Genomic DNA, 20,919 nt, shown 5'->3' on the forward strand with positions numbered 1-20,919 from the left:
TCGCTGTCACAGTCCGGATCGTCGGCCGGGATCTGCGGTGCGGCGTCGTCGGTGCCCTCTCTGACACAACGAAACCTCACCGACGAGCGGGGCCCGCGCGTCGCGCGTGAGGCAGCGAGCCGAGAACGTCCGGGAACACATCGCGCCGTTCGTGGATCCATGCGGGTGGGCTCCTCCCGTGGTGGGCCGCTGTCGTTGTCGGCCCTTGTCACGTTCGACGCACCATCGGGCCCCACGGTTCCACGCAGGAAAGAACCGGCGCTCCGGTAGCTCGGTCTCGCCGCCCGTCACAGCCCTCGCGCGATCACGGCGGCGGTGACCCGGTCGTCGATCGACGAGACCGGATCCTCGCGCCCCACCCACGGCTCACCACCGAAGTACTTCTCGATGATCTTCTCCGCCGTCCGGGTGGCAACAGCCTGCGTGGTCAACGTGGGGTTGGGGCCGCCGAGGCTGTTGGCGAGCGCCGAATTGTCGGTGATGAACAGGCGCTTGACCCAACGTGATTCCGCATCGGCGTCGAGTACCGAGTTGTGTTCTTCGATGCCCATCCGCATGCTCGACTGCGAATGCAGAATCAACGGCGGCCAGTCGCATCGGTGCACCGATTTGGCGCCCGCCGCGCGCATCAGTTCGACAGCCTTCCGGGTCGAGTACTCGCGATTGCGCTTCGTGCGCGCCGATCGATTCCTGTGTGCCATCGTCACTTTCGGCGCGAGCCCGCCTTCGCTCGGAAGCAGCACCGGCGACAACGTCACCCGGTTCTCCGGTTCGACATCGTCATCGGTGATGACGAGTGCCGCGAGCACCCGATCGGTGTCGGACATCGTATTCAGCAGATCGCGACCCACGAGCCTTCCCACGGTGTCCGCTCCTGCGGAGTCGACCACGCCCCCCGCTCTTCCGTACCCGTGGATCCCGGAATCGCTGAAGTTCAGTGCGTACGCGATGAGTGCCGGTGGCAGACCGAGTTGCTCGACCCCGCCGTAGCCGGGCAGGTCGACGCGCGCATTCGAGCCGGGGCCTCTGGTCTGGCCCGTGTATTCGTCGAACACCCCGAACACGCCGTCCATGTGGTGATCGGTCAAGCCGCGGCCGACCCATCCGTTCGGGTTGGGGAGACCGGAACCGAGCCACAGTCGCGGCGACTCGACGCACCCCGCGGCGAGAACGACGACGGGGGCAGTGGCCTCGTGCTCCGCGCCGTCGGCGGTGGTGGTGAACCGCACCCCGCGCGCAGTGGTCTCCCCGTGGACCTCCTCGAAGAGGATCTTCGTGACGACGGCGTCGGAGACGAGTGTGACGGCACGGCCGTGGGGCGACCACGCGTCGGCGGTGAGCATCATCGGAACGTACGAATTATCGGTCGATCGCTTGGCTTTCAGATTTCGTGGCGCGCCGAGCGGTAGGTAGCAACCCTGGTAGCAGTGCCCGCACATGGTGCATCCGCGCGCGTCGGGGTAGTGCAGCAGCGCGGGGTCGCGGGTGCGTCCGGCGGTTCCGCCGGGCTGCAGGATCGCGTTCTGCTGCGCACGGTAGGACGGTCCTGTCGTGTCCAGCGTGGTCTGGTGTGTCAGCCCGAGCGCGGCGGCGCCACGGAGGAACACCTGTTCCTTGGCGCCCATCGGCGCCGTCTGCACCGGGAGTGTCGCCTCGACCCACTCGTAGTAGCGCCGCAACTCCTCGTAACCGAACGGGAACAGATGAGCGGTGTCGTACATGTCCCGGTCGGGACCGTCGTATCCGGCGAATGCACCTGCTGCCGCCCGAGGCGAATTACCGAAGAAGTGCAGTGTGGTGCCCCCGACTCCGGCGACCTGCCATACATACGATTGCTGAGGGACATCGCGCAGCCACGGCGTCCGGGATCGATCACCGGGACCTTGCCGCAGATACCCCGTGATCGGGTTGTTGGCGTCGTCTTCGAAATGCGTCCACTCGTTCTCCGGGTCGGCGAAGCGCGGTCCGGCTTCGAGTACGAGGACGTCGAGCCCACGGGCGGCGAGTTCCTTCGCGACCACGGGCCCGCCCCCGCCCGACCCGATCACGATTACGTCGGTCATCTACGCCTCCACCTTGTCGATCCCGCGGTAGTACCCGATCACTTCATCCCATCCGTCACTCGGACCGGCGTAGTTGCTCAGGTCCCAGCCGACCGGACGGCCCGTCGTCTTCCGTTCGACCGGATCGAACGCCGACACCTCCGAGTAGGCGGCGAAGGCGGCGAGGGTCGGCAGCGAGTTCACCACGAACCTGATGATGAAATTCTCGAAGCGTGGGTCGGTGTCGAGCCACTCGAACACCAGTGCCTTCTTCGCAAAGTCCAGGTTTGCGAACGGGGCGGCGAACGGCCCGTTCGAAGCGCCTGGATCGGCGGTGGCGGCGAAGATGTTGAGCAGCACCGCAACTCCGGCTGCGCCCGGAAGGGGAACTCCGACTCCTCCGAACAGCGGTATCGCGAGCGCTCGGTCGAGGGTGCGCTCGAGCGACGCGGCCGTGCCCGGAGTCACCCCGCCCGGCCGGTCCGTCGCCATTCCCTGATGATGCGAATAGGGGTCGTTTCCGGGAACCACGAACGACAGCACACCGTTGATGGTGTCCCGGATAGGTGGTGCCGGCGCCGCAGGTTGAGCACCCGCCGCGGGCGCGCCCACTATGCCCAGCGCGGCCAGTGCCGCACCACCCCCGATCAAGCCGGTCAGAAACTGACGCCGGTTCCATGAACCGTCGTGTTCACAGGCCACGCCGCCCCCCTCCGTCGGTGCAATCGCAACTTACGGGAGTGTACGGACGAACCGGTCGAAATTTGGGAGATGCGGCGCTCGACCGGGACCTGTCGGCCCCGCCGGTTCGGTCACCGGCGGCGGTCCGGTGTATCACACTGGGAGCGTCTACGAGAGGGGAGAACGATGGGCACGCCGACCACTGTGATGGGGGAAGTTCGGCCGGAAAGCGACTGTCCCGACGACGCGTCGCTGGTCAGACTGATCTACCGTCGCAGTTTCGCGTTGCCCGCGAGCGAGATCTGGGCAGCGCTCACCGAACCCCGCGAGTTGTCCCGCTGGTACGGCACGTACACCGGAGATCCCTCCACCGGGTGGGTGCGGTTGACGATGGTCGACGAGCACGATTCGGCCACCGTCGACGTGCGTATCGTCGAATGCACTCCCCCGGCGCGTTTTTCCGTCGACGTGGACGGATGGTTGCTCGCCGTCGCGCTGCACACCGTAGGCCGGGTCACCACCCTCGACTTCACGCACTCACACGTCCCACGATCGGAAGCCGGTGAGATCGGTCCGGGCTGGCAGTATTACCTCGATCGCCTGGACGCCGCCTTGACCGGCGGCCGGCCGCCGCAGTGGACCGACTACCTGTCCCTGGTCGACCGATATCGGTCGGACGCCTCCCTGCCGGCCGATCAATGACGGACGGGCCGTAGCAGATCCGGCGTGTTGTTCCGGGGCGAGTTGACGGCGGTACCGACCTCGTACGGCTCGAGATGAGGTTCCGGGATCGAGTTGAGCAGCGCCTCGACGTCGTCGCGGTCGGTCAGAGCCGCGTCGAGCCACGGATCGACGAACGTCTCCGGAAGCACGACAGGCGAGCGGTCGTGAATATGCCCGGCCGCGTCGGTCGCCGGGCGCGTCAGCACCGTGCACGTCCACAACCAGCGATCCGGGTCGTCGCCGGGCCGTTCCGGATCGGGCCACAACTCGTAGAGTCCGGCCATCGAGATCGGCGCGTCGGCGTGCAGGAAGAAGGGAATCTTCTTTCCCTCCTCGTTCTTCATCCACTCGTAGTATCCGTCCGCCGGCAGGATGCAGCGACGCCGGGAGGCAGCAGCCTTGAACGCCGGTTTCTGCGTAATCGTCTCCGAACGGGCATTGATCATGCGCGAGCCGATCTTCGGGTCCTTCGCCCACGACGGCACCAGACCCCATCGGACCCGGGACGAGACCATGCGCACCGGATCACCGTCGGGCGTGTCGCGTGGGACGCGCTCGAGCACCACGTTGACCTGCTGGGTGGGCGCGACGTTGTAGGACGGTGGTAGCTCCTCACCGACCGCGGTCACGGCGTCGTAGGCAGCGAGGAGGTCGTCCCGGGTACTCGTGCTTGCATACCGTCCGCACACGACATCGGCCTCTCTGGTTGCGACGCTCCGTTGTTCACATCTTCCCACCGCGATACGGCCGCACCCCGCGCTCTCCGGCAACGAAAAACCGCCCGGCGGCGCGTTCACCCCGGTCGATCCCCGAGCGAGGCCAGTCGGGAGTGCAACCGGCGACGTTCCGGTTCGGTACCGGCGAGGTCGAGCGCGCGCCGGAACGCGGACTCGGCCTCGGCATCACGGCCGAGGCGGACGAGAAGGTCCGCCCTGGCCGTGTGGTACGGGTGGTGCTCGCGCAGGACCGGTTCGCCGGCCAGGGCGTCGAGTAGTACCAGGCCGGCCTCCGGCCCGTCGCACATCGCCACGGCGACCGCGCGGTTCGCGGCAACCAGTGGCGACGGCGTGAGTGCGAGAAGCACCCCGTACAGCGCAACGATCTGCGGCCAATCGGTGGACTCGGCTTCGGGCGCCTCGTCGTGCAGCGCGGCGATCGCCGCCTGCACCGCGTACGGGCCCGGGGGCCCGCCGGTGAGCCCGGTCACCACCAGCGCACGGCCTTCGTCGATCATCGCCCTGTCCCACCGGGTCCGGTCCTGGGCGTCGAGGAGCACGATCTCGCCGGCAGAATCGGTGCGCGAGTGACGACGGGCATGGACGAGCAGTTCCAGTGCAAGCAACCCGGCCACCTCGCGTTGCGAAGGCATGAGCCGGTGCAGGATCCGCACCAGCCGAAGCGATTCGTCTGCCAGATCGAGCCGTTGCAGATCGGTGCCACTGCTGGCGGCATACCCTTCGGTGAAGATCGAATACAGGGCGCCGAGAACCACCGGGAGCCGTTCGTCGAGTTCGTCCGGACGAGGCACCCGGAACGGGATCCGCGCGCCACGGATCTTCTTCTTGGCCCGCACGATCCGCTGCGCCATCGTGGCGTGGGGAACGAGGAACGCGCGCGCGACCTCGCCGGTGGTCAGACCTCCGAGACAACGGAGGATCAGCGCGACACGGTCGTCGGGAGCCAAGGCCGGGTGAGCACACGTGAAGAACAGTTCGAGTCGTTCGTCGGGCAATTCGTCGCCGCGCGGATCCGAGGAGCCGCGCCGCTCGATGTCGATCGCCAGTTCGGCCAGTCGTTGCGTGTAGACGCGGTCGCGGCGTACCCGATCCAGTGCCCGGCGACGGGCGGTGGTGAGCAGCCACGCGCCCGGCCGGTCGGGCACCCCACCGACCGGCCAGTGCACGAGCGCCGCCTCGAGGGCGTCCGATGCAGCTTCCTCGGCCAGGTCGAGATCGCCGAAACGGTGCACGAGCGCCGCGAGCAACCGCCCGTGCTCCTCCCGGAACACCGCTTCGGCCGACACAGCCGCATCGGGCACGGCTACTCGCCGAACTCGGCGATCGGGCGCACCACCACGGTGCCACCGTCCCGGGCACCCGGACACCGCGACGCCCACTCGATCGCGACGTCGAGATCCGGTACATCGATGACGTCGTAGCCGCCGAGTACCTCCCGGGTCTCCGCATACGGGCCGTCGGTGACCGTGCGCCGACCGTCCGCCGCCACCTGCACGGCGGTCGCCGTGGTGAGGTCCTGGAGTGCGTGGCCGGTGACGAGCACCCCGGCGTCCCGCATCGCCTTCTCGTACTCCTGCCAGTCCTCGACCGTGCAGGTGCTCTCGTCGGTCGCCGATGTGTAGATCAACAGCATGTACTTCATGATCGTCTCCTGTCGTGACTCGGTACGACGATTCGCCGTACACCATGACGACGAACTCTCCCCACCGAAATCGACACGCGCACGAGATTTTCTTTCGGCAGCCGGTCAGCCGCTGTTCCGGAGCGCGGTGGCAAGACCGTTCATCGTCAACTGGATTCCCCGGCGGACCTGTTCGGTGTCCTCGCCCGCCCGGAATCTGCGCAGGAACTCGACCTGCAGGTGATTGAGCGGTTCGAGGTACGGGAACCGGTTGTGCAGTGACCGTTCCAATGCGGGATTGTCGGCGACGAGCGAGTCGTAGCCCGTGATCCGCTGATAGGCGTCGACGGTCCGCGCATGTTCCTCGACGATCCGGCCGAACACCCGTTCCCGCAGATCGGTGTCCTCGACCAGTTCCGAGTAGCGCGCGGCGATTCCGAGATCGGATTTGGCCATCACCTGCGCCATGTTCGACAGCACCGTGCGGAAGAACGGCCAGCGCCGATACAGGGTCCTCAAGGACTCGAGCCGCTCGGGATCGTCGCCGACCCACTCGGCCACCGCGCTGCCCGTGCCGTACCAGCCGGGCAACATCACCCGGCTCTGTGTCCAGGCGAGCACCCACGGGATCGCGCGCAGGTCGGCGATGGCCTCGGTCGGTTTGCGCGACGCCGGCCGGCTGCCGATATTGAGCGCTCCGATCTCCGCGACGGGGGTCGAGGTCGTGAAGTACTCGACGAATCCGGGCGTGTCGTGGACTAGACGACGGTAGGCATTTCGGGCCAGGTCTGCGAGCTCGTCGAAGATCCGGTAGGCAGCCGACGCGTCCGCGCCGAGCCCTTCGACGTCGAGCAGTGTGGATTCGAGGGTCGCGGCGACGAGCGCCTCGAGGTTGCGACGGGCGAGCACGGGTTCGCGGTACTTGGCGGCGATCACCTCTCCCTGTTCGGTCACCCGGAGCGAGCCCCGCACCGCACCGGGCGGCTGGGCAAGGATGGCGTCGTAGCTGGGACCGCCTCCACGCCCGACGGTTCCCCCACGGCCGTGGAACAGTCGCAGGCGGACGCCAGCGGCGCGGGACGCCTCGACGAGGTCGAGTTCTGCTCGGTACAGCGCCCAGTTGGCGGCGAGGTATCCGCCGTCCTTGTTGGAGTCGGAGTAGCCGAGCATGACCTCTTGCAGCCCGTCGTGCGCGTCGACCAGACTCCGGAATTCCGGTACGGCCAGGGCTGCGGTCAGCGTCGACGCGCCGCCGCGCAGATCTTCGATGGTTTCGAACAACGGAATCACCTGAACGCTGCTCCGCGGATATCCGGCGTCGAGGTCGAGCAGCCCGACTTCCTTGAGGAGGACTTCCACCTCGAGCAGATCCGAGACCGAGGTGCACATGCTGATGATGTAGTGCTCTATCGCAGCAGGCCCGATGCGGCGTACGGCGCTCGCCGCGGCGCGCAAAATGCCGAGTTCCTTGGCGGTTTCGTCCGACAACTGCGCGTCGGCGGTGGTCAGCGGGCGCCGGATGCGTAGTTCGGAGGTGAGCAACGCGACCTTGTCGTCCTCCGGCAGTGTCGCGTAGCGGTCGGTCACGCCCGCCCAGGAGAGCAGTTCGGCCACCACCCGCTCGTGGACGTCGGCGTTCTGCCGCAAGTCCAGTGGAGCGAGGTGGAAACCGAAGACCTCGACTGCGCTGCGCAGGCGGGCGAGACGATCGTCGGCGATGACCGCTCCCCCGCCGGCGCGCAGCGATGCGTCGACGACCGACAGATCGGCGAGGAGTTGTGCGGGAGTGCGGTACGGCTCGCGCGGCGGCTCGACGGTGTGTGGGAGGTCGACGTCAGGGAGCAGCCGGGCGCCGGTCGCGGTGAGGCGTCCCCGGATTCCTCGCACGGCCCGCCGGTAGGGCTCGTCGCTGTGCGCGGGGCTCTCGTCGCCGGAGATGTCGGCGAGTTCCTGCAGGCGGGCGGTGATCGTCGTGATGCGCAGCGACATCGACAACTCTTGTTCGAGCACGGCGAGTTCGGCCAGGTGATGGCGCAGCGCGGTCGCGCACGCGCGGTCGGCGGCCGTGGTGACGACCGCGGCGTCGACGTTGGGGTTTCCGTCACGGTCGCCGCCGATCCACGTGCCGGGGCGCACCAGGGGCCGGGTGAGGACTGCGGCATCGGGCCACCGCTGCCGGAGTGCACGGCGTACCTCGGCGTTGAGGGTGGGCACGACCTCGAAGAACGCCAGATCGTAGTAGCGCAGACCGTTGTCGATCTCATCGCTGATGCGAAGCCGCGACAGCCGGATCAGTGCGGTCTGCCAGAGGGTGAGAATGTGCCGGTACAGGGCACGGTCGACGCTGTCCCGCTCGTAGGGGTCGACGGTGCGGTCGCGGCGCCGCATCAGGTCGGTGACGGCGGTCTGCACGTCGAATACGGTGCGGCGGCGGGTTTCGGTCGGGTGCGCGGTGATCACCGGTGCGACGAGCGCGTCCGCGAGCGCATCGGCGACCCCGTCCGCATCGAGCGGGACCGCATCGAGCTTGGCGTAGGTCGCGGCGAGAGCGCTGTCCTGCGGGGGATCACCGGCCTCGAGATGGACGGCGCGCCGACGTTCGCGATGAAGGTCCTCGGCGAGGTTGGCGAGCAGCCCGAAGTGACTGAACGCGCGCGCGATCGGCAGCAGATTTGGGGTCTCGACAGCAGCGAAACGCTCGGCAAGGTCGGCACGGTCCATCTCGGACCGCCGGATCCGGAAACTCGCGACCCGCGCTGCTTCGACGAGCTCGAACACCTCGTCGCCGGCCTGATCGCGGACGACATCGCCGAGGATGCCGCCCAGCAGGCGGATGTCGTTACGTAGAGGTTCGGTGGCCGAAGCCGGCACGGTGTCCGTCATTCGGCCAGTATCGGCGCCCCGGGGCCGATACGCGACCGCTGCCGGTCAGCTGAACTTGATCTGCAATCCGATACCGAGGATGGCGATCACCCAGACGATGCCGGTGAACACGGTGAGCCGGTCGAGGTTCTTCTCGGCGACCGACGAACCGGACAGGTTCGATTGGACGCCGCCGCCGAACAGGCTCGACAGACCGCCGCCCTTGCCGCGGTGCAGCAGCACCAGCAGGATGAGCAGCAGGCTCGTGACGATCAGCAGAATGTCCAGGAACAGTTCCATGTCGGCGTTCGGTGTCCTTCGATGGTGGGTGACGTCGGCCGTCAGCTTACCCGGTCCCGGCGAATCCCAGAATTGCCGCACCCGGTTCGCCGTCCTCGCGGATCGTGGCCTTCAGGGCTGGTCGTGGGTGTACCGGTCGCGACCCGCGAACGCCCCGACCACAGCCTGCGCGGCCGCGCACACCGCGACCAGCAGCAGGACCGTCGTCCAGGTGCCGGTCAGGTCGAAGATCGCGCCGGCGACCACCGGCCCGCACGCCGCGAGCAGGTAGCCGAGGCATTGCGCCATGCCGGACAGTTGCGCCGTCTGCGCGACGGTGCGGGTGCGGAGCCCGAACAGTGACATCGCGATGATGAACGTCGCACCGCTGCTCATCCCCGCGACCAGGACCCACAACAGGACCAGGTGCGGCGCCCACAGCAAACCGAACATCGCAACGACGAGAGCCGAACCGGCCACAGCGGTGAGCAGACTCTGGTCGCTGCGGCGTCCCATCAGCACGGTGGCGCCCAGACCTGCGACGATGCCGACCACCTGATAGACCGACAGGTGCCATCCGGCGGCCGCGCGGTCTACACCTAGGCCGGTCTCGATGGACGGCAGCCACGTCACGAGCAGATAGAACGTGGTGGACTGCAGACCCATGAACGCGGTGACCTGCCACGCGGTGGCGGAACGCCACATGGACACGCCGGGCGTCGTGTCCGGGGCGGCCGGCAACGGTGCCGGCAGCACCCGTCCGCGCACTGCCCACACGGCCGCCGCGACCAGCGACACCACGGCCCACAACGCGAGCGCGCCACGCCAGTTCCCTGTCAAGGCGACGAAGGGCACCGCCAAACCGGAGCCCAGTCCGGCGGCACCGGTCGTCACCGACGAGTACACGCCGGTGACCGTCGAGATGCGGGTGGGATGGTCGCGTTTGACAACTGCGGGCAACAGCACGTTGCCGATGCCGATACCCACACCGATCGCGATCGTGCCGCCCCACAGCCACAGCGCGCCGGGAACCGACCGCAGCAGGATTCCGGCGGTCAGGACCAGCATCGCGACGAGCACCATGCGCTGGGTCCCGAAACGGATCGCGGGGCGGTGAATCCACGGGGAGACCGCCGCGAAGCACAGCAGCGGCACGGCGCCGAGCACTCCGAGCGCTGTGTTGCCGAGCCCGGTGTCGGCGCCGATGTCCTCGAGCAGCGGCCCGATCGCGGTGATGGCCGGGCGCAGGCATGCGGCGACGAGCAGTACCGCTGCCAACCCGAACACCACACTGCGGGTGCTCGGTCCGGTGTCGGCGGTGGCGGACATACGCGTGATGCCTTTCGGTTTCGTCGCACACTCCGAAACACCGTGGGGCGCAGGATCCGAAGACCCTGCGCCCCACGATCGAGTGAGCCGTACTGCTGCTCGGGATCGGCCTACAGGAGCGGGCCGCCCGCCGCGATTGCGGAGAGCTGAGCGAACTCGTCTGCCTTGAGCGAGGCGCCTCCGACGAGGCCACCGTCGACATCGGTCTGCGCGATGAGCTCGCCGATATTCTTGGCGTTGACCGATCCGCCGTAGAGGACACGGACGGACGCGGCCACCTCGGGCGAGGCGAGTTCGGCGAGGGTGGAACGCACCGCCGCACACACCTCCTGGGCGTCGGCGGCCGAGGCCACCTTGCCCGTGCCGATCGCCCACACCGGCTCGTACGCGACGACGATCTTGGCGATGTCGTCGGCGGACAGCCCGGAGAGCGAGCCCTTCAGCTGTGCGACGTTGTACGCCACGTGGTCGCCGGCCTCACGGATGTCGAGGCCCTCGCCGATGCACACGATCGGAGTCAGGCCGTGCTTGAGCGCGGCCTTCGTCTTGTCGCGCACGATCTCGTCGGTTTCGGCGTGCATCGTGCGTCGCTCGGAGTGCCCGACCACGACGTAGGTGCAGCCGAGCTTGGCGAGCATCGCACCCGAGATCTCGCCGGTGTACGCGCCGGAATCATGGGCGGAGACATCCTGCGCACCATAGGTGAGCTTGATCTTGTCTCCGTCGATCAGCGTCTGTACCGAACGGATGTCGGTGAACGGCGGGATGACCGTGACATCGACCTTCTCGAGGTACTTGTCGGGCAGCGTGAACGCGATCTTCTGTACCAGCGCGATGGCCTCGAGGTGGTTCAGATTCATTTTCCAGTTGCCCGCGATAAGCGGTGTGCGTGCCATCGCGCTCAGGCCTCCAGAACCGAGATGCCAGGCAGTTCCTTGCCCTCGAGGTACTCGAGGGAGGCACCGCCGCCGGTGGAGATGTGCGAGAACCCGTCGTCCGGCAGACCGAGCTGGCGTACTGCCGCAGCGGAATCGCCGCCGCCGACGACGCTGAACGCGCCCTTACCGGTGGCGTCGACGATGGCCTCCGCGACACCCTTGGTGCCCGCCGCGAACTTCGGGAACTCGAACACGCCCATCGGGCCGTTCCAGAACACGGTCTTGGCCGCCGAGAGCAACGACGCGAACCGCTGCACCGACTCCGGTCCGATGTCCAGACCCATCCAGCCGTCCGGAATCTCCGTGACCGGGACGGTCTTCGCTTCGGCGTCGGCCGAGAAGCTGTCGGCGATCACGACATCCTGCGGGATGTGCAGGACATCGGCATAGCGGTCCAGCAGTCCCTTGCAGGTGTCGATCATCGACTCTTCGAGCAAGGAATTACCGACCGAAATGCCCTGTGCCGCAAGGAATGTGAAGCACATTCCGCCACCGATGACCAGTGTGTCGACCTTCGGCGCGAGCGCCTCGATCACTGCGAGCTTGTCGGAGACCTTCGATCCGCCGAGCACGACCGCGTACGGACGCTCGGTGTCGGTGGTGAGCTTCTCGAGCACTGCCACCTCGGCGGCGACGAGGCCACCGGCGTAGTGCGGAAGCAGCTTCGCCACGTCGTACACCGAGGCCTGCTTACGGTGCACGACACCGAAGCCGTCGGAGACGAAAGCACCGTCGTCGCCGACGAGCTCGACGAGATCGCGGGCGAGCGCCTGACGCTGCGACTCGTCCTTGCTGGTCTCCCGCGGATCGAAGCGGATGTTCTCCAGCAGGAGGATGTCGCCGTCGGTCAGGCCCTCGGAACGGGCCAGAGCGTCCTGCCCGACGACGTCGCCGGCGAGCTGGACGTTGCGGCCGAGCACCTCACCGAGCTTCGCCGCGACGGGCGCGAGCGAGAACTTCGGATCCGGCTCGCCCTTGGGCCGGCCGAGATGCGCCACGACCACGACCTTGGCGCCGGCTTCCGCCAGTGCCTTGATCGTCGGGGCGGACGCGATGATGCGGCCGGGATCGGTGATCGTCGCGCCGTCCAAGGGGACGTTGAGGTCGGAGCGCACCAGCACACCGCGCCCCTCCACCCCGGCGTCGAGCAGATCCTTCAGGGTCTGAACTGCCACTGTTCGGGTGTCCTGTCCGGTTCGGGGTCTCAGAGCGACTTGCCGACGAGGCCGATGAGGTCGACGACGCGGTTCGAGTAGCCCCACTCGTTGTCGTACCAGGCCACAACCTTGACCTGATCGTCGATGACCTTGGTCAGCGGCGCGTCGAAGATCGAGGAGTGCGGGTCGGTGACGATGTCCGAGGAGACGATCGGATCGGTGTTGTACTTCAGGATGCCCTTGAGCGGTCCCTCTGCTGCAGCCTGCATCGCGGCGTTGATCTCCTCGATCGACGCCTTGGTGCGGAGGTTGGCGGTGAGGTCGGTGACCGAGCCGGTCGGGATCGGCACGCGCAGCGCGTAGCCGTCGAGCTTGCCGAGCAGCTGCGGAAGAACCAGGCCGATGGCCTTGGCGGCACCCGTGCCGGTGGGGACGACGTTCAGGGCTGCGGCGCGGGCGCGACGCAGATCCTTGTGCGGGCCGTCCTGGAGGTTCTGATCCTGCGTGTAGGCGTGGATCGTGGTCATGAGACCGCGCTCGATGCCGAAGCTGTCATCGAGGACCTTGGCGATCGGTCCGAGGCAGTTGGTGGTGCACGACGCGTTGGAGATGATGTTCTGGCTGCCGTCGTACTTGTCGTCGTTGACGCCCATCACGATGGTGATGTCCTCGCCCTTGGCGGGCGCGGAGATGATGACCTTCTTGGCGCCTGCGTCGAGGTGGCCCTTGGCCTTGGCGGCGTCGGTGAAGATACCCGTGGACTCGACGACGACGTCGACACCCAGGTCGCCCCACGGAAGCGCGGCCGGACCTTCCTTGATTTCGAGCGCCTTGATCTTCTGCTCGCCGACGATGATGAAGTCGCCTTCGACACGCACATCCTTGTCGAGGCGACCCAGGATCGAGTCGTACTTCAGGAGCGTTGCGAGAGTGTCGTTGTCGGTCAGGTCGTTGACGGCGACGATCTCGATGTCAGTGGTGCCGAGCGCTTTCTGCGCTTCGACTGCGCGGAAGAAGTTGCGCCCGATACGTCCGAACCCGTTCACGCCTACGCGGACAGTCACAGTGGAGCTCCTTTGCCCAGATCTCGATGATTGTGCTGATGATTGTGCTGGTGTGACCCCTACCCTAATGTGCCGGGGCCACCGTGTGAGATCCGCCCTGTGTGACGAACTCCCCACAAGCGTGCGCCTCTACGCGTCGTCCAGCAACTCCGCAGTCACCGCCGACTCGGTATCGGGAATCCCGAGATCCTTGGCTCGCCGGTCGGCCATCGACAACAGACGCCGGATGCGTCCGGCGACCGCGTCCTTGGTCATCGGCGGGTCCGCGAGCTGCCCGAGCTCCTCGAGGGAGGCTTGGCGATGCTCGACGCGGAGCGTGCCGGCAGCGGCGAGATGATCGGGAACATCGTCGCCCAGAATGTTGAGAGCACGCTCGACACGGGCCGCAGCCGCGACTGCCGCGCGCGCGGATCGGCGCAGGTTGGCGTCGTCGAAGTTCGCGAGCCGATTCGCGGTCGCCCGCACTTCCCGGCGCATCCGGCGTTCCTCCCAGGTCAGCCGGGTGTCCTGGGCTCCCATCTGGGTGAGGAGCGCTCCGATGGCTTCACCGTCGCGGATCACCACGCGGTCGGCGCCGCGCACCTCACGCGCCTTGGCGGTGACGCCGAGGCGGCGAGCCGCACCGACCAGCGCGAGCGCGGCTTCCGGTCCGGGGCAGCTGATCTCCAGCGCCGACGACCGTCCGGGCTCGGTGAGCGAGCCGTGCGCGAGGAACGCTCCCCGCCATGCCGCGGCCACGTCGGACACGCTGCCACCGACCACCTGGGCGGGCAGTCCTCGCACCGGGCGTCCGCGGCCGTCGAGCAGTCCGGTCTGACGCGCCAGGGCCTCGCCGTCCTTACCGACCCGCACCACGTACCGCGAACTCTTGCGCAGGCCACCCGCGCCGAGCACGTGGACGTCGGCGGCATAGCCGTAGAGCTCGAAGATCTCGCGGCGCAGCCGGCGCGCGATCGAACCGAGGTCGACCTCGGCTTCGACGACCACGCGGCCGGCGACGATGTGCAGCCCGCCGGCGAAGCGCAGGAGAGAGGACACTTCGGCCTTGCGATTGCTGGTACGGGTGACCGACAGCCTGCTCAGCTCGTCCTTGACCTCCGCTGTCATTGCCACGAGATGATCTCCCTCCGGTCGCCGATTCCGGCGCGGGCGCTGCCCCGAATCGGTGACAAATACGTTTCCAGTGCGACCGCCAGCTTGGCGGGGTCGTGTCGTTGGGTTCCGTTTTCGGACACGTCGGCATACGAGACGTCCGCGCCCAGGTGCGAGGCCGCGCGGCTCAGGTGGTCCCGTTCCCGTCCCGGGGTGACCGAGGCCGCGTCGACGACGATGTGGTCGACCCGGAAGTCCGGAGCATGCTGCGCGAGGACGTGCAGGTGCCGTTCCGCGGAGAAGCCGGCGGTCTCCCCCGGCTCGGCGGCGAGGTTGAGCACGAGGACCTTCGTCGCAGAGGTATGTGTCAAGGCCTCGTGGAGTTCCGGGACGAGCACGTGAGGGATCACGCTCGAAAACCACGAACCGGGGCCGAGCACCACCATGTCCGCCTCGCACACGGCGTCGACCGCGAGCGGGCACGCCGGTGGATCGGCGGGGATCAGCCGCACCCGCCGCACCTTGCCGGGGGTTGTCGCAACCGCGACCTGCCCGCGGATGCACCGGCTCACCCGGGGGTCCGTTTCGAGTCCGGAGACGTCGGCCTCGATGTCGAGCGCGATCGGCGACATCGGAAGCACCCGTCCCCGCAGTCCGAGGACCCGGGCGAGCATGTCCAGTGCCTCCACCGGATCGCCCACCACCTCGGTGAGGCCCGCAAGGATCATGTTGCCCACCGAGTGCCCCGCAAGGGCGCCGGTGCCGCCGAAGCGGTGCTGCACGACCTCGGTCCACACTCGAATGTCAGGGGTGTCGGCGGCCAGCGCCGCGAGAGCCATCCGCAGGTCTCCGGGAGGGATCACGCCGAGTTCGGCACGGAGCCGCCCGGACGATCCGCCGTCGTCGGCGACCGTCACGACGGCGGTGACGCGATCGGTGAGCCGCCGGACCGCACTCAACGTGGCGTACAGCCCGTGTCCCCCGCCGAGCGCGGTGATCGCGGGCCCGGAGCGAGCGTCGTCGGGCGGTGGAGTCCGAGGGTGCGCAGTCACTCGCGCCCCAGATCCCGGTGCACGACGTGCACCGCGAGCCCGGGCTCCCGCTCGAGGCGCGCGGCGAGCGCTTCTGCCATCGCCACGCTTCGGTGTTTGCCGCCGGTGCATCCCACCGCGATCGTCATATAGCGCTTCCCCTCCCGACGGTAACCGGCCGTGGTCAATTCGAGCAGCCGGTGATAGGTGCGCAAGTAGTCTTCGGCACCGTCGCGGGACAGTACATAATCACGAACCGAGGGGTCCTGCCCGGTATACGGGCGGAGTTCCGCGATCCAATGGGGATTGGGGAGGAACCGCACGTCGCACACGAGATCCGAGTCCATAGGGAGCCCGTACTTGAATCCGAACGACTCCACCGTGACCCTGATCGTGTCGGACGCCGCATCGCCGAAGGCGGCTTCGATCTTGCGGCGCAGTTCGGGTCCGGACAGCGTCGAGGTGTCGATGACGAGGTCCGCGGCGCCCTTCACCGGAGCGAGCTGAGCCCGTTCGGCGGCGATCCCGTCGGAGAGGGTCCGGTCGGCGGTGTCCTCCTGCAACGGGTGACTGCGCCGCACCTGCTCGAACCGGCGGATCAGGACGGCATCGGTGGCGTCGAGGAACAACACACGGGTGCTCACCGGCCTCGCGGCGAGGTCGGTGACGACCCGCCCGAGATCGCCCGTGAACAGGCGACTGCGCACGTCCATGACCACTGCCAGTCGTTCGAGTGGAGGATCGGCGTGCACCGCGAGATCGACCATCGAGATCACGAGTTGGGGCGGGAGATTGTCGGCGACGTACCAGCCGAGGTCCTCGAGAGCGGTCGCAGCGGTACTCAGTCCCGCACCGGACAGTCCGGTCACGAGGATCACCTCGGCACGTGCTTCCCTCTCCCCTGCCGGACTCGTCCCGTGCTCGTCCCGCTCCCAGGACCTGCGATCCACATCTGTCACTGTTCAGCCTCCGCTCGCGACGCCGACACGCCGACCGGGTCATCATCGCCCACGGACGGGGCCGGCGCACCCGGGTCGGTGTCCTTGGTGGAACCCGGCGGGGTGCGCTCGGCGTGCAGGGCATCGAGAACCGCCTGTGCGGTGGTCTTGCCGATACCCGGCACAGCGGTGATCTCCTCGACATCCGCCTCGCGCAACCGCGCGACCGAGCCGAAGTGGGTGACGAGCGCTTTGCGGCGGGTCTCCCCGAGGCCTTTGACCCCGTCGAGCGCCGAGGCGGTCATACGGCGGGAACGCTTGCTGCGGTGGAAGGTGATCGCGAAGCGGTGCGCTTCGTCGCGGATGCGCTGCAGCAGGTAGAGCGACTCGCTGGTGCGCGGCAGGATCACCGGGTCTTCCTCCCCCGGTACCCACACCTCCTCGAGTCGCTTGGCGAGGCCGATCACGGCGACGTCGGTGATCCCCAGTTCGTCGAGGACCTCTGCGGCCGCCGCAACCTGCGGGGCGCCGCCGTCGACGACGTAGAGGTTCGGCGGATAGGCGAATCGGCGGGGGCGGCCGGTCGCGGGATCCAGCGCGGCCTCGGGCGCGTAATCACCGCCGTCGCCGGTACCGGCCGGTGTCGTGTCGCGTTGGTGACGCAGGAACCGGCGGCGGGTCACCTCCGCGATGGACGCGACGTCGTCGGAGTGCCCGTCGCCGGCGGCATGCTTGATGCCGTAGTGCCGGTAGTCGGACTTGCGGGGCAGTCCGTCTTCGAACACCACGAGCGACGCGACCACGTCGGTGCCCTGTACGTGGCTGATGTCGACGCATTCGATGCGGAGCGGCGCCGAGTCGAGATCGAGCGCTTCCTGGATGCCCTGCAGCGCCGCCGAGCGCGCCGTGAAATCGCCGGCCCGTCGCAGTTTGTGTTGCGCGAGAGCCTCTTTCGCGTTGCGCTGCACTGTGTCGGCGAGGGCTTTCTTGTCACCGCGCTGCGGCACCCGCAGACGCACCGGGCCACCGCGCAGACCGGCGAGCCAGCGGGTCATCTCCTCCGGTTCCGGGGGCAATGCGGGCACCAGGACCTCTCGAGGCACCGCACCACCCTCGTATGTCTCCTGTGTCTCCTGGCCGGCCGACGCACCGGATACGAGTGCGGCTTCCTCGCCGTAGAACTGCGTGAGGAACTGTTCGACGAGCAGCGAGACCTCTTCCACATCGCCGACGTGCTCGGCTGCTTCGCCGGGTGTGTTCCGGCCGTCGGGGCGGTCGAGCACGTCGCCGGATTTCTCGACGACCCAGCCCCGTTGGCCGCGGACCCGCCCGCCACGCACATGGAAGACCTGCACGGCGACCTCGAGGTCGTCGTCGGCGAACGCGACAATGTCGGCGTCGGTCCCGTCCCCGAGCACGACCGCCTGCTTCTCGAGCGCCTTGCGAAGCGCTCCCAGATCGTCGCGTAGCCGGGCCGCGGTCTCGAAGTCGAGTTCGTCGGCGGCCGCCTGCATCTTCAGTTCGACTTCGCGGACCATCTTGTCGGTACGGCCGGCCAGGAAGTCGCAGAACGCTTCGACGATGCGGCGGTGCTCCTCGGCGTCGACCCGGCCGACACACGGGGCCGAACATTTGTCGATGTAGCCGAGCAGGCACGGCCGGCCGATCTGGGTGTGCCGTTTGAAGACGCCGGCGGAGCAGGTCCGGGCCGGGAACACGCGCAGCAGCAGGTCGAGGGTTTCGCGGATCGCCCATGCGTGGGAGTAGGGGCCGAAGTACCGGACGCCCTTGCGGCGGGGACCCCGGTACACGAACAGGCGCGGGTATTCCTCGTTCAGCGTCACCGCGAGCATCGGGTAGGTCTTGTCGTCGCGGTAGCGGACGTTGAACCGGGGATCGAATTCCTTGATCCAGTTGTACTCGAGTTGCAGCGCCTCGACCTCGGTGCGCACCACGGTCCACTCGACGCTGCCGGCGGTAGTGACCATCTGCCGGGTACGCGGGTGCAGCGACGCCACGTCGGCGAAGTACGAGTTCAGGCGCGAGCGGAGGTTCTTCGCCTTACCGACGTAGACGACCCGCCCGTGCGGATCTCGGAACTTGTAGACCCCCGGTTCGGTCGGGATGGTGCCGGGAGCCGGGCGGTATGTAGAGGGGTCGGGCACGAGTCCAGGTTAGTCGTCGCCGACGACACGCCGGCTGTACCGGGCTTCGAGTTCCCGGAACCGGTCGAGGGCGTCGACGGCACTCTGGCCGTCCCTGGCCTGCACCGCGACCACGGGCACATATTCGTCGTACGGCAGTTCGAGTCGTGCCCAGGGTGCGCCGTCGGGGAACGACAGCCCACCGACCTCGTCCCACGGAACGTGCCTCTCGGCCACGACGTTGCGTACCGAGACACCCTCCGCCCCCGCACGGAACCGGGGCCGGGTGAACAGCAGCAGAGCGCCCGACAACGCGATCCCGATCGTGAGAATCGCGATCTGGTCAGCCAGTCGCAGATGCACGCCCGAGTCGCCGCCGCCGCGCAGTACCAGCGCGGCGCCGATATGTACGGCGAGCACGAAGGCGGCACCGAGGACCACCCACAGGCGCATCTTCGCAGGACGGACCTCGAGGTCCCATTGTGTGTCGGTGGAGGTCATGTCCGGGCCTCCCGCAGCCGGCGCAGCGTCACGGCGGTGTCGAGTGCGGCCGCGCATGCCTGCTCACCCTTGTCCTCGGCCGAGCCCGGCAGTCCCGCGCGATCACGCGCCTGCTCCTCGGTGTCGGTGGTGAGCACACCGTTGCCCACGGGTGTGCTCTCGTCGAGAGCAACCCGGGTCAGCCCGTAGGTGACCGCGTCGCACACGTACTCGAAATGCGGAGTACCGCCGCGAATAACCACGCCCAGGGCGACCACAGCATCGTGGGTTCGTGCCAGTTGCTGTGCGACAACGGGTAGTTCGACAGCCCCCGCGACCCGCTCGACCGTGACGTCGGTGATGCCGGCCCGGTCGGCGACGCGCAGGGCGCCGGCGATCAGGGCACCGGAGATCTCGGCATGCCAGCTGCCTGCGACGACGGCGAGGCGGAGGTCCGCGGCGTCGCCGAGTTGCAGGTCGGGCAAACCTTCCCCGCTCATCAGGCGTCCCCGGCTTCGAACTCGTCGAGTCCGACGAGGTCGTGGCCCATACGGTCGCGCTTGGTCCGCAGGTACGTGAGGTTCTCGCGGTTGGCGCGCAGCGGCATCGGGACCCGATCGGTGATCTGCAGACCGTAGCCGTCGAGACCGACCCGCTTGGCAGGGTTGTTGGTCAGCAGGCGCATCGAGGAGATGCCCAGGTCGACGAGGATCTGCGCACCGATGCCGTAGTCGCGGGCGTCGGCGGGCAAGCCGAGCTGGAGGTTCGCGTCGACGGTGTCCGAGCCGGCGTCCTGAAGCTGGTAGGCCTGGAGCTTGTGCATCAGGCCGATTCCCCGGCCCTCGTGGCCGCGCATGTAGAGCACGACGCCGCGGCCTTCCTGTGCGACCATCTCGAGAGCTGCATCGAGCTGCGGTCCGCAGTCGCACCGCAGTGAGCCGAAGACGTCACCGGTGAGGCACTCCGAGTGCACCCGCACCAGGACGTCTGCGCCGTCGCCGTCCGGTCCGGCGATATCTCCCATCACCAGCGCGACATGCTCGACCTCGTCGTAGATGCTCTGATAGCCGACGGCCGTGAAGCTCCCGTGCCGGGTGGGGATCCTCGCCTCTGCAACCCGCACGACGTGCTTCTCGTGCCTGCGGCGCCACGCGATGAGGTCGGCGATCGAGATCAGCGCGAGTCCGTGCTCGTCCGCGAAGACACGCAGTTCGTCGGTGCGGGCCATTTCGCCTTCGTCCTTCTGCGAGACGATCTCGCAGATGACACCGGCGGGACGGAGGTCGGCCATGCGGGCGAGGTCGACCGCGGCTTCGGTGTGCCCGGGGCGGCGCAGGACACCGCCCTCCTTGGCACGCAGCGGCACGACGTGGCCGGGCCGGGTGAAGTCGTCGGCGCGGGAGTCGGGATCGGCGAGCAGGCGCATGGTCGCCGCACGGTCGGACGCGGAGATGCCGGTGCCGATGCCTTCCTTCGCATCGACGGTGACCGTGTAGGCGGTGCCGTGTTTGTCCTGGTTGGTCGAGTACATCGGAGGCAGCCCGAGCCGGTCGCAGTCCTCACCGTCGAGCGGGACGCACAGGTACCCGGAGGTGTATCGCACCATGAAGGCGACGAGTTCGGGGGTGGCTTTCTCCGCCGCAAAGATGAGGTCACCCTCGTTTTCACGGTCTTCGTCGTCGACCACGACGACCGCTTTACCGGCGGCGATATCGGCGACCGCGCGCTCGATGGTGTCCAACCTCGTCACTTGCCTGGGCTCCAAATCTCGTATCCGGACGACTCGTGCTTCGCGTCCACT

General features: G+C 68.0%; 19 protein-coding genes. 1 reads left to right on the forward strand and 18 read right to left on the reverse strand.

Translation table 11 applies throughout. The features are described 5' to 3' along the window. Positions 1-287: 287 nt before the first annotated feature. Positions 288-2,063: a GMC family oxidoreductase N-terminal domain-containing protein gene (locus ACFWU2_RS09755; RefSeq protein ID WP_378604581.1), complete on the reverse strand. Its 1,776-nt coding sequence runs from the start codon at positions 2,061-2,063 to the stop codon at positions 288-290. Further along, a complete protein-coding gene (locus ACFWU2_RS09760) occupies positions 2,064-2,744 on the reverse strand; it encodes a hypothetical protein (protein ID WP_378604584.1) in 681 nt (226 codons plus the stop codon). Between the two features lie 165 nt (positions 2,745-2,909). Between ACFWU2_RS09760 and ACFWU2_RS09765 the strand changes: the two genes are divergently transcribed. Further along, positions 2,910-3,425, forward strand: a complete 516-nt coding sequence (locus ACFWU2_RS09765) for an SRPBCC domain-containing protein (RefSeq protein ID WP_378604587.1) — start codon at positions 2,910-2,912, stop codon at positions 3,423-3,425. On the opposite strand, the gene ACFWU2_RS09770 is transcribed toward ACFWU2_RS09765, so the two are convergent. The 16 genes from ACFWU2_RS09770 to ACFWU2_RS09845 all read right to left on the reverse strand — a co-directional run bounded on the left by ACFWU2_RS09770 (position 3,419) and on the right by ACFWU2_RS09845 (position 20,868). Beyond that, on the reverse strand, positions 3,419-4,135 hold the full coding sequence (locus ACFWU2_RS09770) for an SOS response-associated peptidase (RefSeq protein ID WP_378604590.1): 717 nt from the start codon (positions 4,133-4,135) through the stop codon (positions 3,419-3,421). The two genes, ACFWU2_RS09765 and ACFWU2_RS09770, sit on opposite strands and share 7 nt — an antisense overlap. 104 nt (positions 4,136-4,239) lie before the next feature. Then, on the reverse strand, positions 4,240-5,484 hold the full coding sequence (locus tag ACFWU2_RS09775) for an RNA polymerase sigma factor (protein WP_378604593.1): 1,245 nt from the start codon (positions 5,482-5,484) through the stop codon (positions 4,240-4,242). Positions 5,485-5,486: 2 nt separating this feature from the next. Next, complete coding sequence (locus tag ACFWU2_RS09780; protein ID WP_378604596.1) at positions 5,487-5,825, reverse strand: YciI family protein; 339 nt, start codon at positions 5,823-5,825, stop codon at positions 5,487-5,489. Between the two features lie 105 nt (positions 5,826-5,930). Then, complete coding sequence (gene ppc / locus ACFWU2_RS09785; RefSeq protein ID WP_378604599.1) at positions 5,931-8,687, reverse strand: phosphoenolpyruvate carboxylase; 2,757 nt, start codon at positions 8,685-8,687, stop codon at positions 5,931-5,933. A gap of 45 nt (positions 8,688-8,732) precedes the next feature. Further along, the gene (gene secG / locus ACFWU2_RS09790; RefSeq protein ID WP_072698320.1) at positions 8,733-8,966 is read right to left on the reverse strand and encodes a preprotein translocase subunit SecG; all 234 of its coding nucleotides are present in this window, start codon (positions 8,964-8,966) and stop codon (positions 8,733-8,735) included. A gap of 111 nt (positions 8,967-9,077) precedes the next feature. Then, positions 9,078-10,274: an MFS transporter gene (locus tag ACFWU2_RS09795; RefSeq protein WP_378604602.1), complete on the reverse strand. Its 1,197-nt coding sequence runs from the start codon at positions 10,272-10,274 to the stop codon at positions 9,078-9,080. 110 nt (positions 10,275-10,384) lie between these two features. After that, entirely contained in the window at positions 10,385-11,170 is a 786-nt protein-coding gene (tpiA, locus tag ACFWU2_RS09800; RefSeq protein ID WP_378604605.1) for a triose-phosphate isomerase, read from the reverse strand. 5 nt (positions 11,171-11,175) lie between these two features. After that, positions 11,176-12,387 carry a phosphoglycerate kinase gene (locus tag ACFWU2_RS09805; protein ID WP_378604608.1) on the reverse strand — a complete coding sequence of 404 codons (1,212 nt, stop codon included), beginning with the start codon at positions 12,385-12,387 and terminating at the stop codon, positions 11,176-11,178. Positions 12,388-12,416: 29 nt separating this feature from the next. Further along, positions 12,417-13,433, reverse strand: a complete 1,017-nt coding sequence (gene gap, locus ACFWU2_RS09810) for a type I glyceraldehyde-3-phosphate dehydrogenase (protein ID WP_169621860.1) — start codon at positions 13,431-13,433, stop codon at positions 12,417-12,419. Between the two features lie 129 nt (positions 13,434-13,562). Continuing rightward, complete coding sequence (gene whiA, locus ACFWU2_RS09815; RefSeq protein ID WP_296550762.1) at positions 13,563-14,546, reverse strand: DNA-binding protein WhiA; 984 nt, start codon at positions 14,544-14,546, stop codon at positions 13,563-13,565. After that, positions 14,537-15,577: a uridine diphosphate-N-acetylglucosamine-binding protein YvcK gene (gene yvcK / locus ACFWU2_RS09820; protein WP_378604615.1), complete on the reverse strand. Its 1,041-nt coding sequence runs from the start codon at positions 15,575-15,577 to the stop codon at positions 14,537-14,539. Before yvcK ends, whiA begins: the two co-directional genes overlap by 10 nt. Further along, positions 15,574-16,434: an RNase adapter RapZ gene (gene rapZ, locus ACFWU2_RS09825; RefSeq protein ID WP_346765178.1), complete on the reverse strand. Its 861-nt coding sequence runs from the start codon at positions 16,432-16,434 to the stop codon at positions 15,574-15,576. Before rapZ ends, yvcK begins: the two co-directional genes overlap by 4 nt. A 77-nt stretch (positions 16,435-16,511) precedes the next feature. Beyond that, the gene (uvrC, locus tag ACFWU2_RS09830) at positions 16,512-18,659 is read right to left on the reverse strand and encodes an excinuclease ABC subunit UvrC (RefSeq protein WP_378604618.1); all 2,148 of its coding nucleotides are present in this window, start codon (positions 18,657-18,659) and stop codon (positions 16,512-16,514) included. A 9-nt stretch (positions 18,660-18,668) separates the two neighbouring features. Next, positions 18,669-19,139, reverse strand: coding sequence for a PH domain-containing protein (locus tag ACFWU2_RS09835; RefSeq protein ID WP_378604621.1), 471 nt, complete (start codon positions 19,137-19,139; stop codon positions 18,669-18,671). Next, a complete protein-coding gene (ribH, locus tag ACFWU2_RS09840) occupies positions 19,136-19,618 on the reverse strand; it encodes a 6,7-dimethyl-8-ribityllumazine synthase (RefSeq protein WP_169621852.1) in 483 nt (160 codons plus the stop codon). Before ribH ends, ACFWU2_RS09835 begins: the two co-directional genes overlap by 4 nt. Then, entirely contained in the window at positions 19,618-20,868 is a 1,251-nt protein-coding gene (locus ACFWU2_RS09845; protein ID WP_378604624.1) for a bifunctional 3,4-dihydroxy-2-butanone-4-phosphate synthase/GTP cyclohydrolase II, read from the reverse strand. The genes ribH and ACFWU2_RS09845 overlap by 1 nt, the downstream gene beginning before the upstream one ends. Between the last annotated feature and the right edge of the window lie 51 nt (positions 20,869-20,919).

Source organism: Rhodococcus sp. NPDC058639 (assembly GCF_042717545.1).
In the GTDB taxonomy this organism is placed as follows: Bacteria; Actinomycetota; Actinomycetes; order Mycobacteriales; family Mycobacteriaceae; genus Rhodococcus.

Excerpts from the sequence above, each read along its gene's own strand:
- ACFWU2_RS09755 (WP_378604581.1), bottom strand. The coding sequence starts at position 2,063 with ATGACCGACGTAATCGTGATCGGGTCGGGCGGGGGCGGGCCCGTGGTC.
- ACFWU2_RS09765 (WP_378604587.1), top strand. The coding sequence starts at position 2,910 with ATGGGCACGCCGACCACTGTGATGGGGGAAGTTCGGCCGGAAAGCGAC.
- ACFWU2_RS09780 (WP_378604596.1), bottom strand. The coding sequence starts at position 5,825 with ATGAAGTACATGCTGTTGATCTACACATCGGCGACCGACGAGAGCACC.
- ppc (WP_378604599.1), bottom strand. The coding sequence starts at position 8,687 with ATGACGGACACCGTGCCGGCTTCGGCCACCGAACCTCTACGTAACGAC.
- secG (WP_072698320.1), bottom strand. The coding sequence starts at position 8,966 with ATGGAACTGTTCCTGGACATTCTGCTGATCGTCACGAGCCTGCTGCTC.
- ACFWU2_RS09795 (WP_378604602.1), bottom strand. The coding sequence starts at position 10,274 with ATGTCCGCCACCGCCGACACCGGACCGAGCACCCGCAGTGTGGTGTTC.
- tpiA (WP_378604605.1), bottom strand. The coding sequence starts at position 11,170 with ATGGCACGCACACCGCTTATCGCGGGCAACTGGAAAATGAATCTGAAC.
- ACFWU2_RS09835 (WP_378604621.1), bottom strand. The coding sequence starts at position 19,139 with ATGACCTCCACCGACACACAATGGGACCTCGAGGTCCGTCCTGCGAAG.
- ribH (WP_169621852.1), bottom strand. The coding sequence starts at position 19,618 with ATGAGCGGGGAAGGTTTGCCCGACCTGCAACTCGGCGACGCCGCGGAC.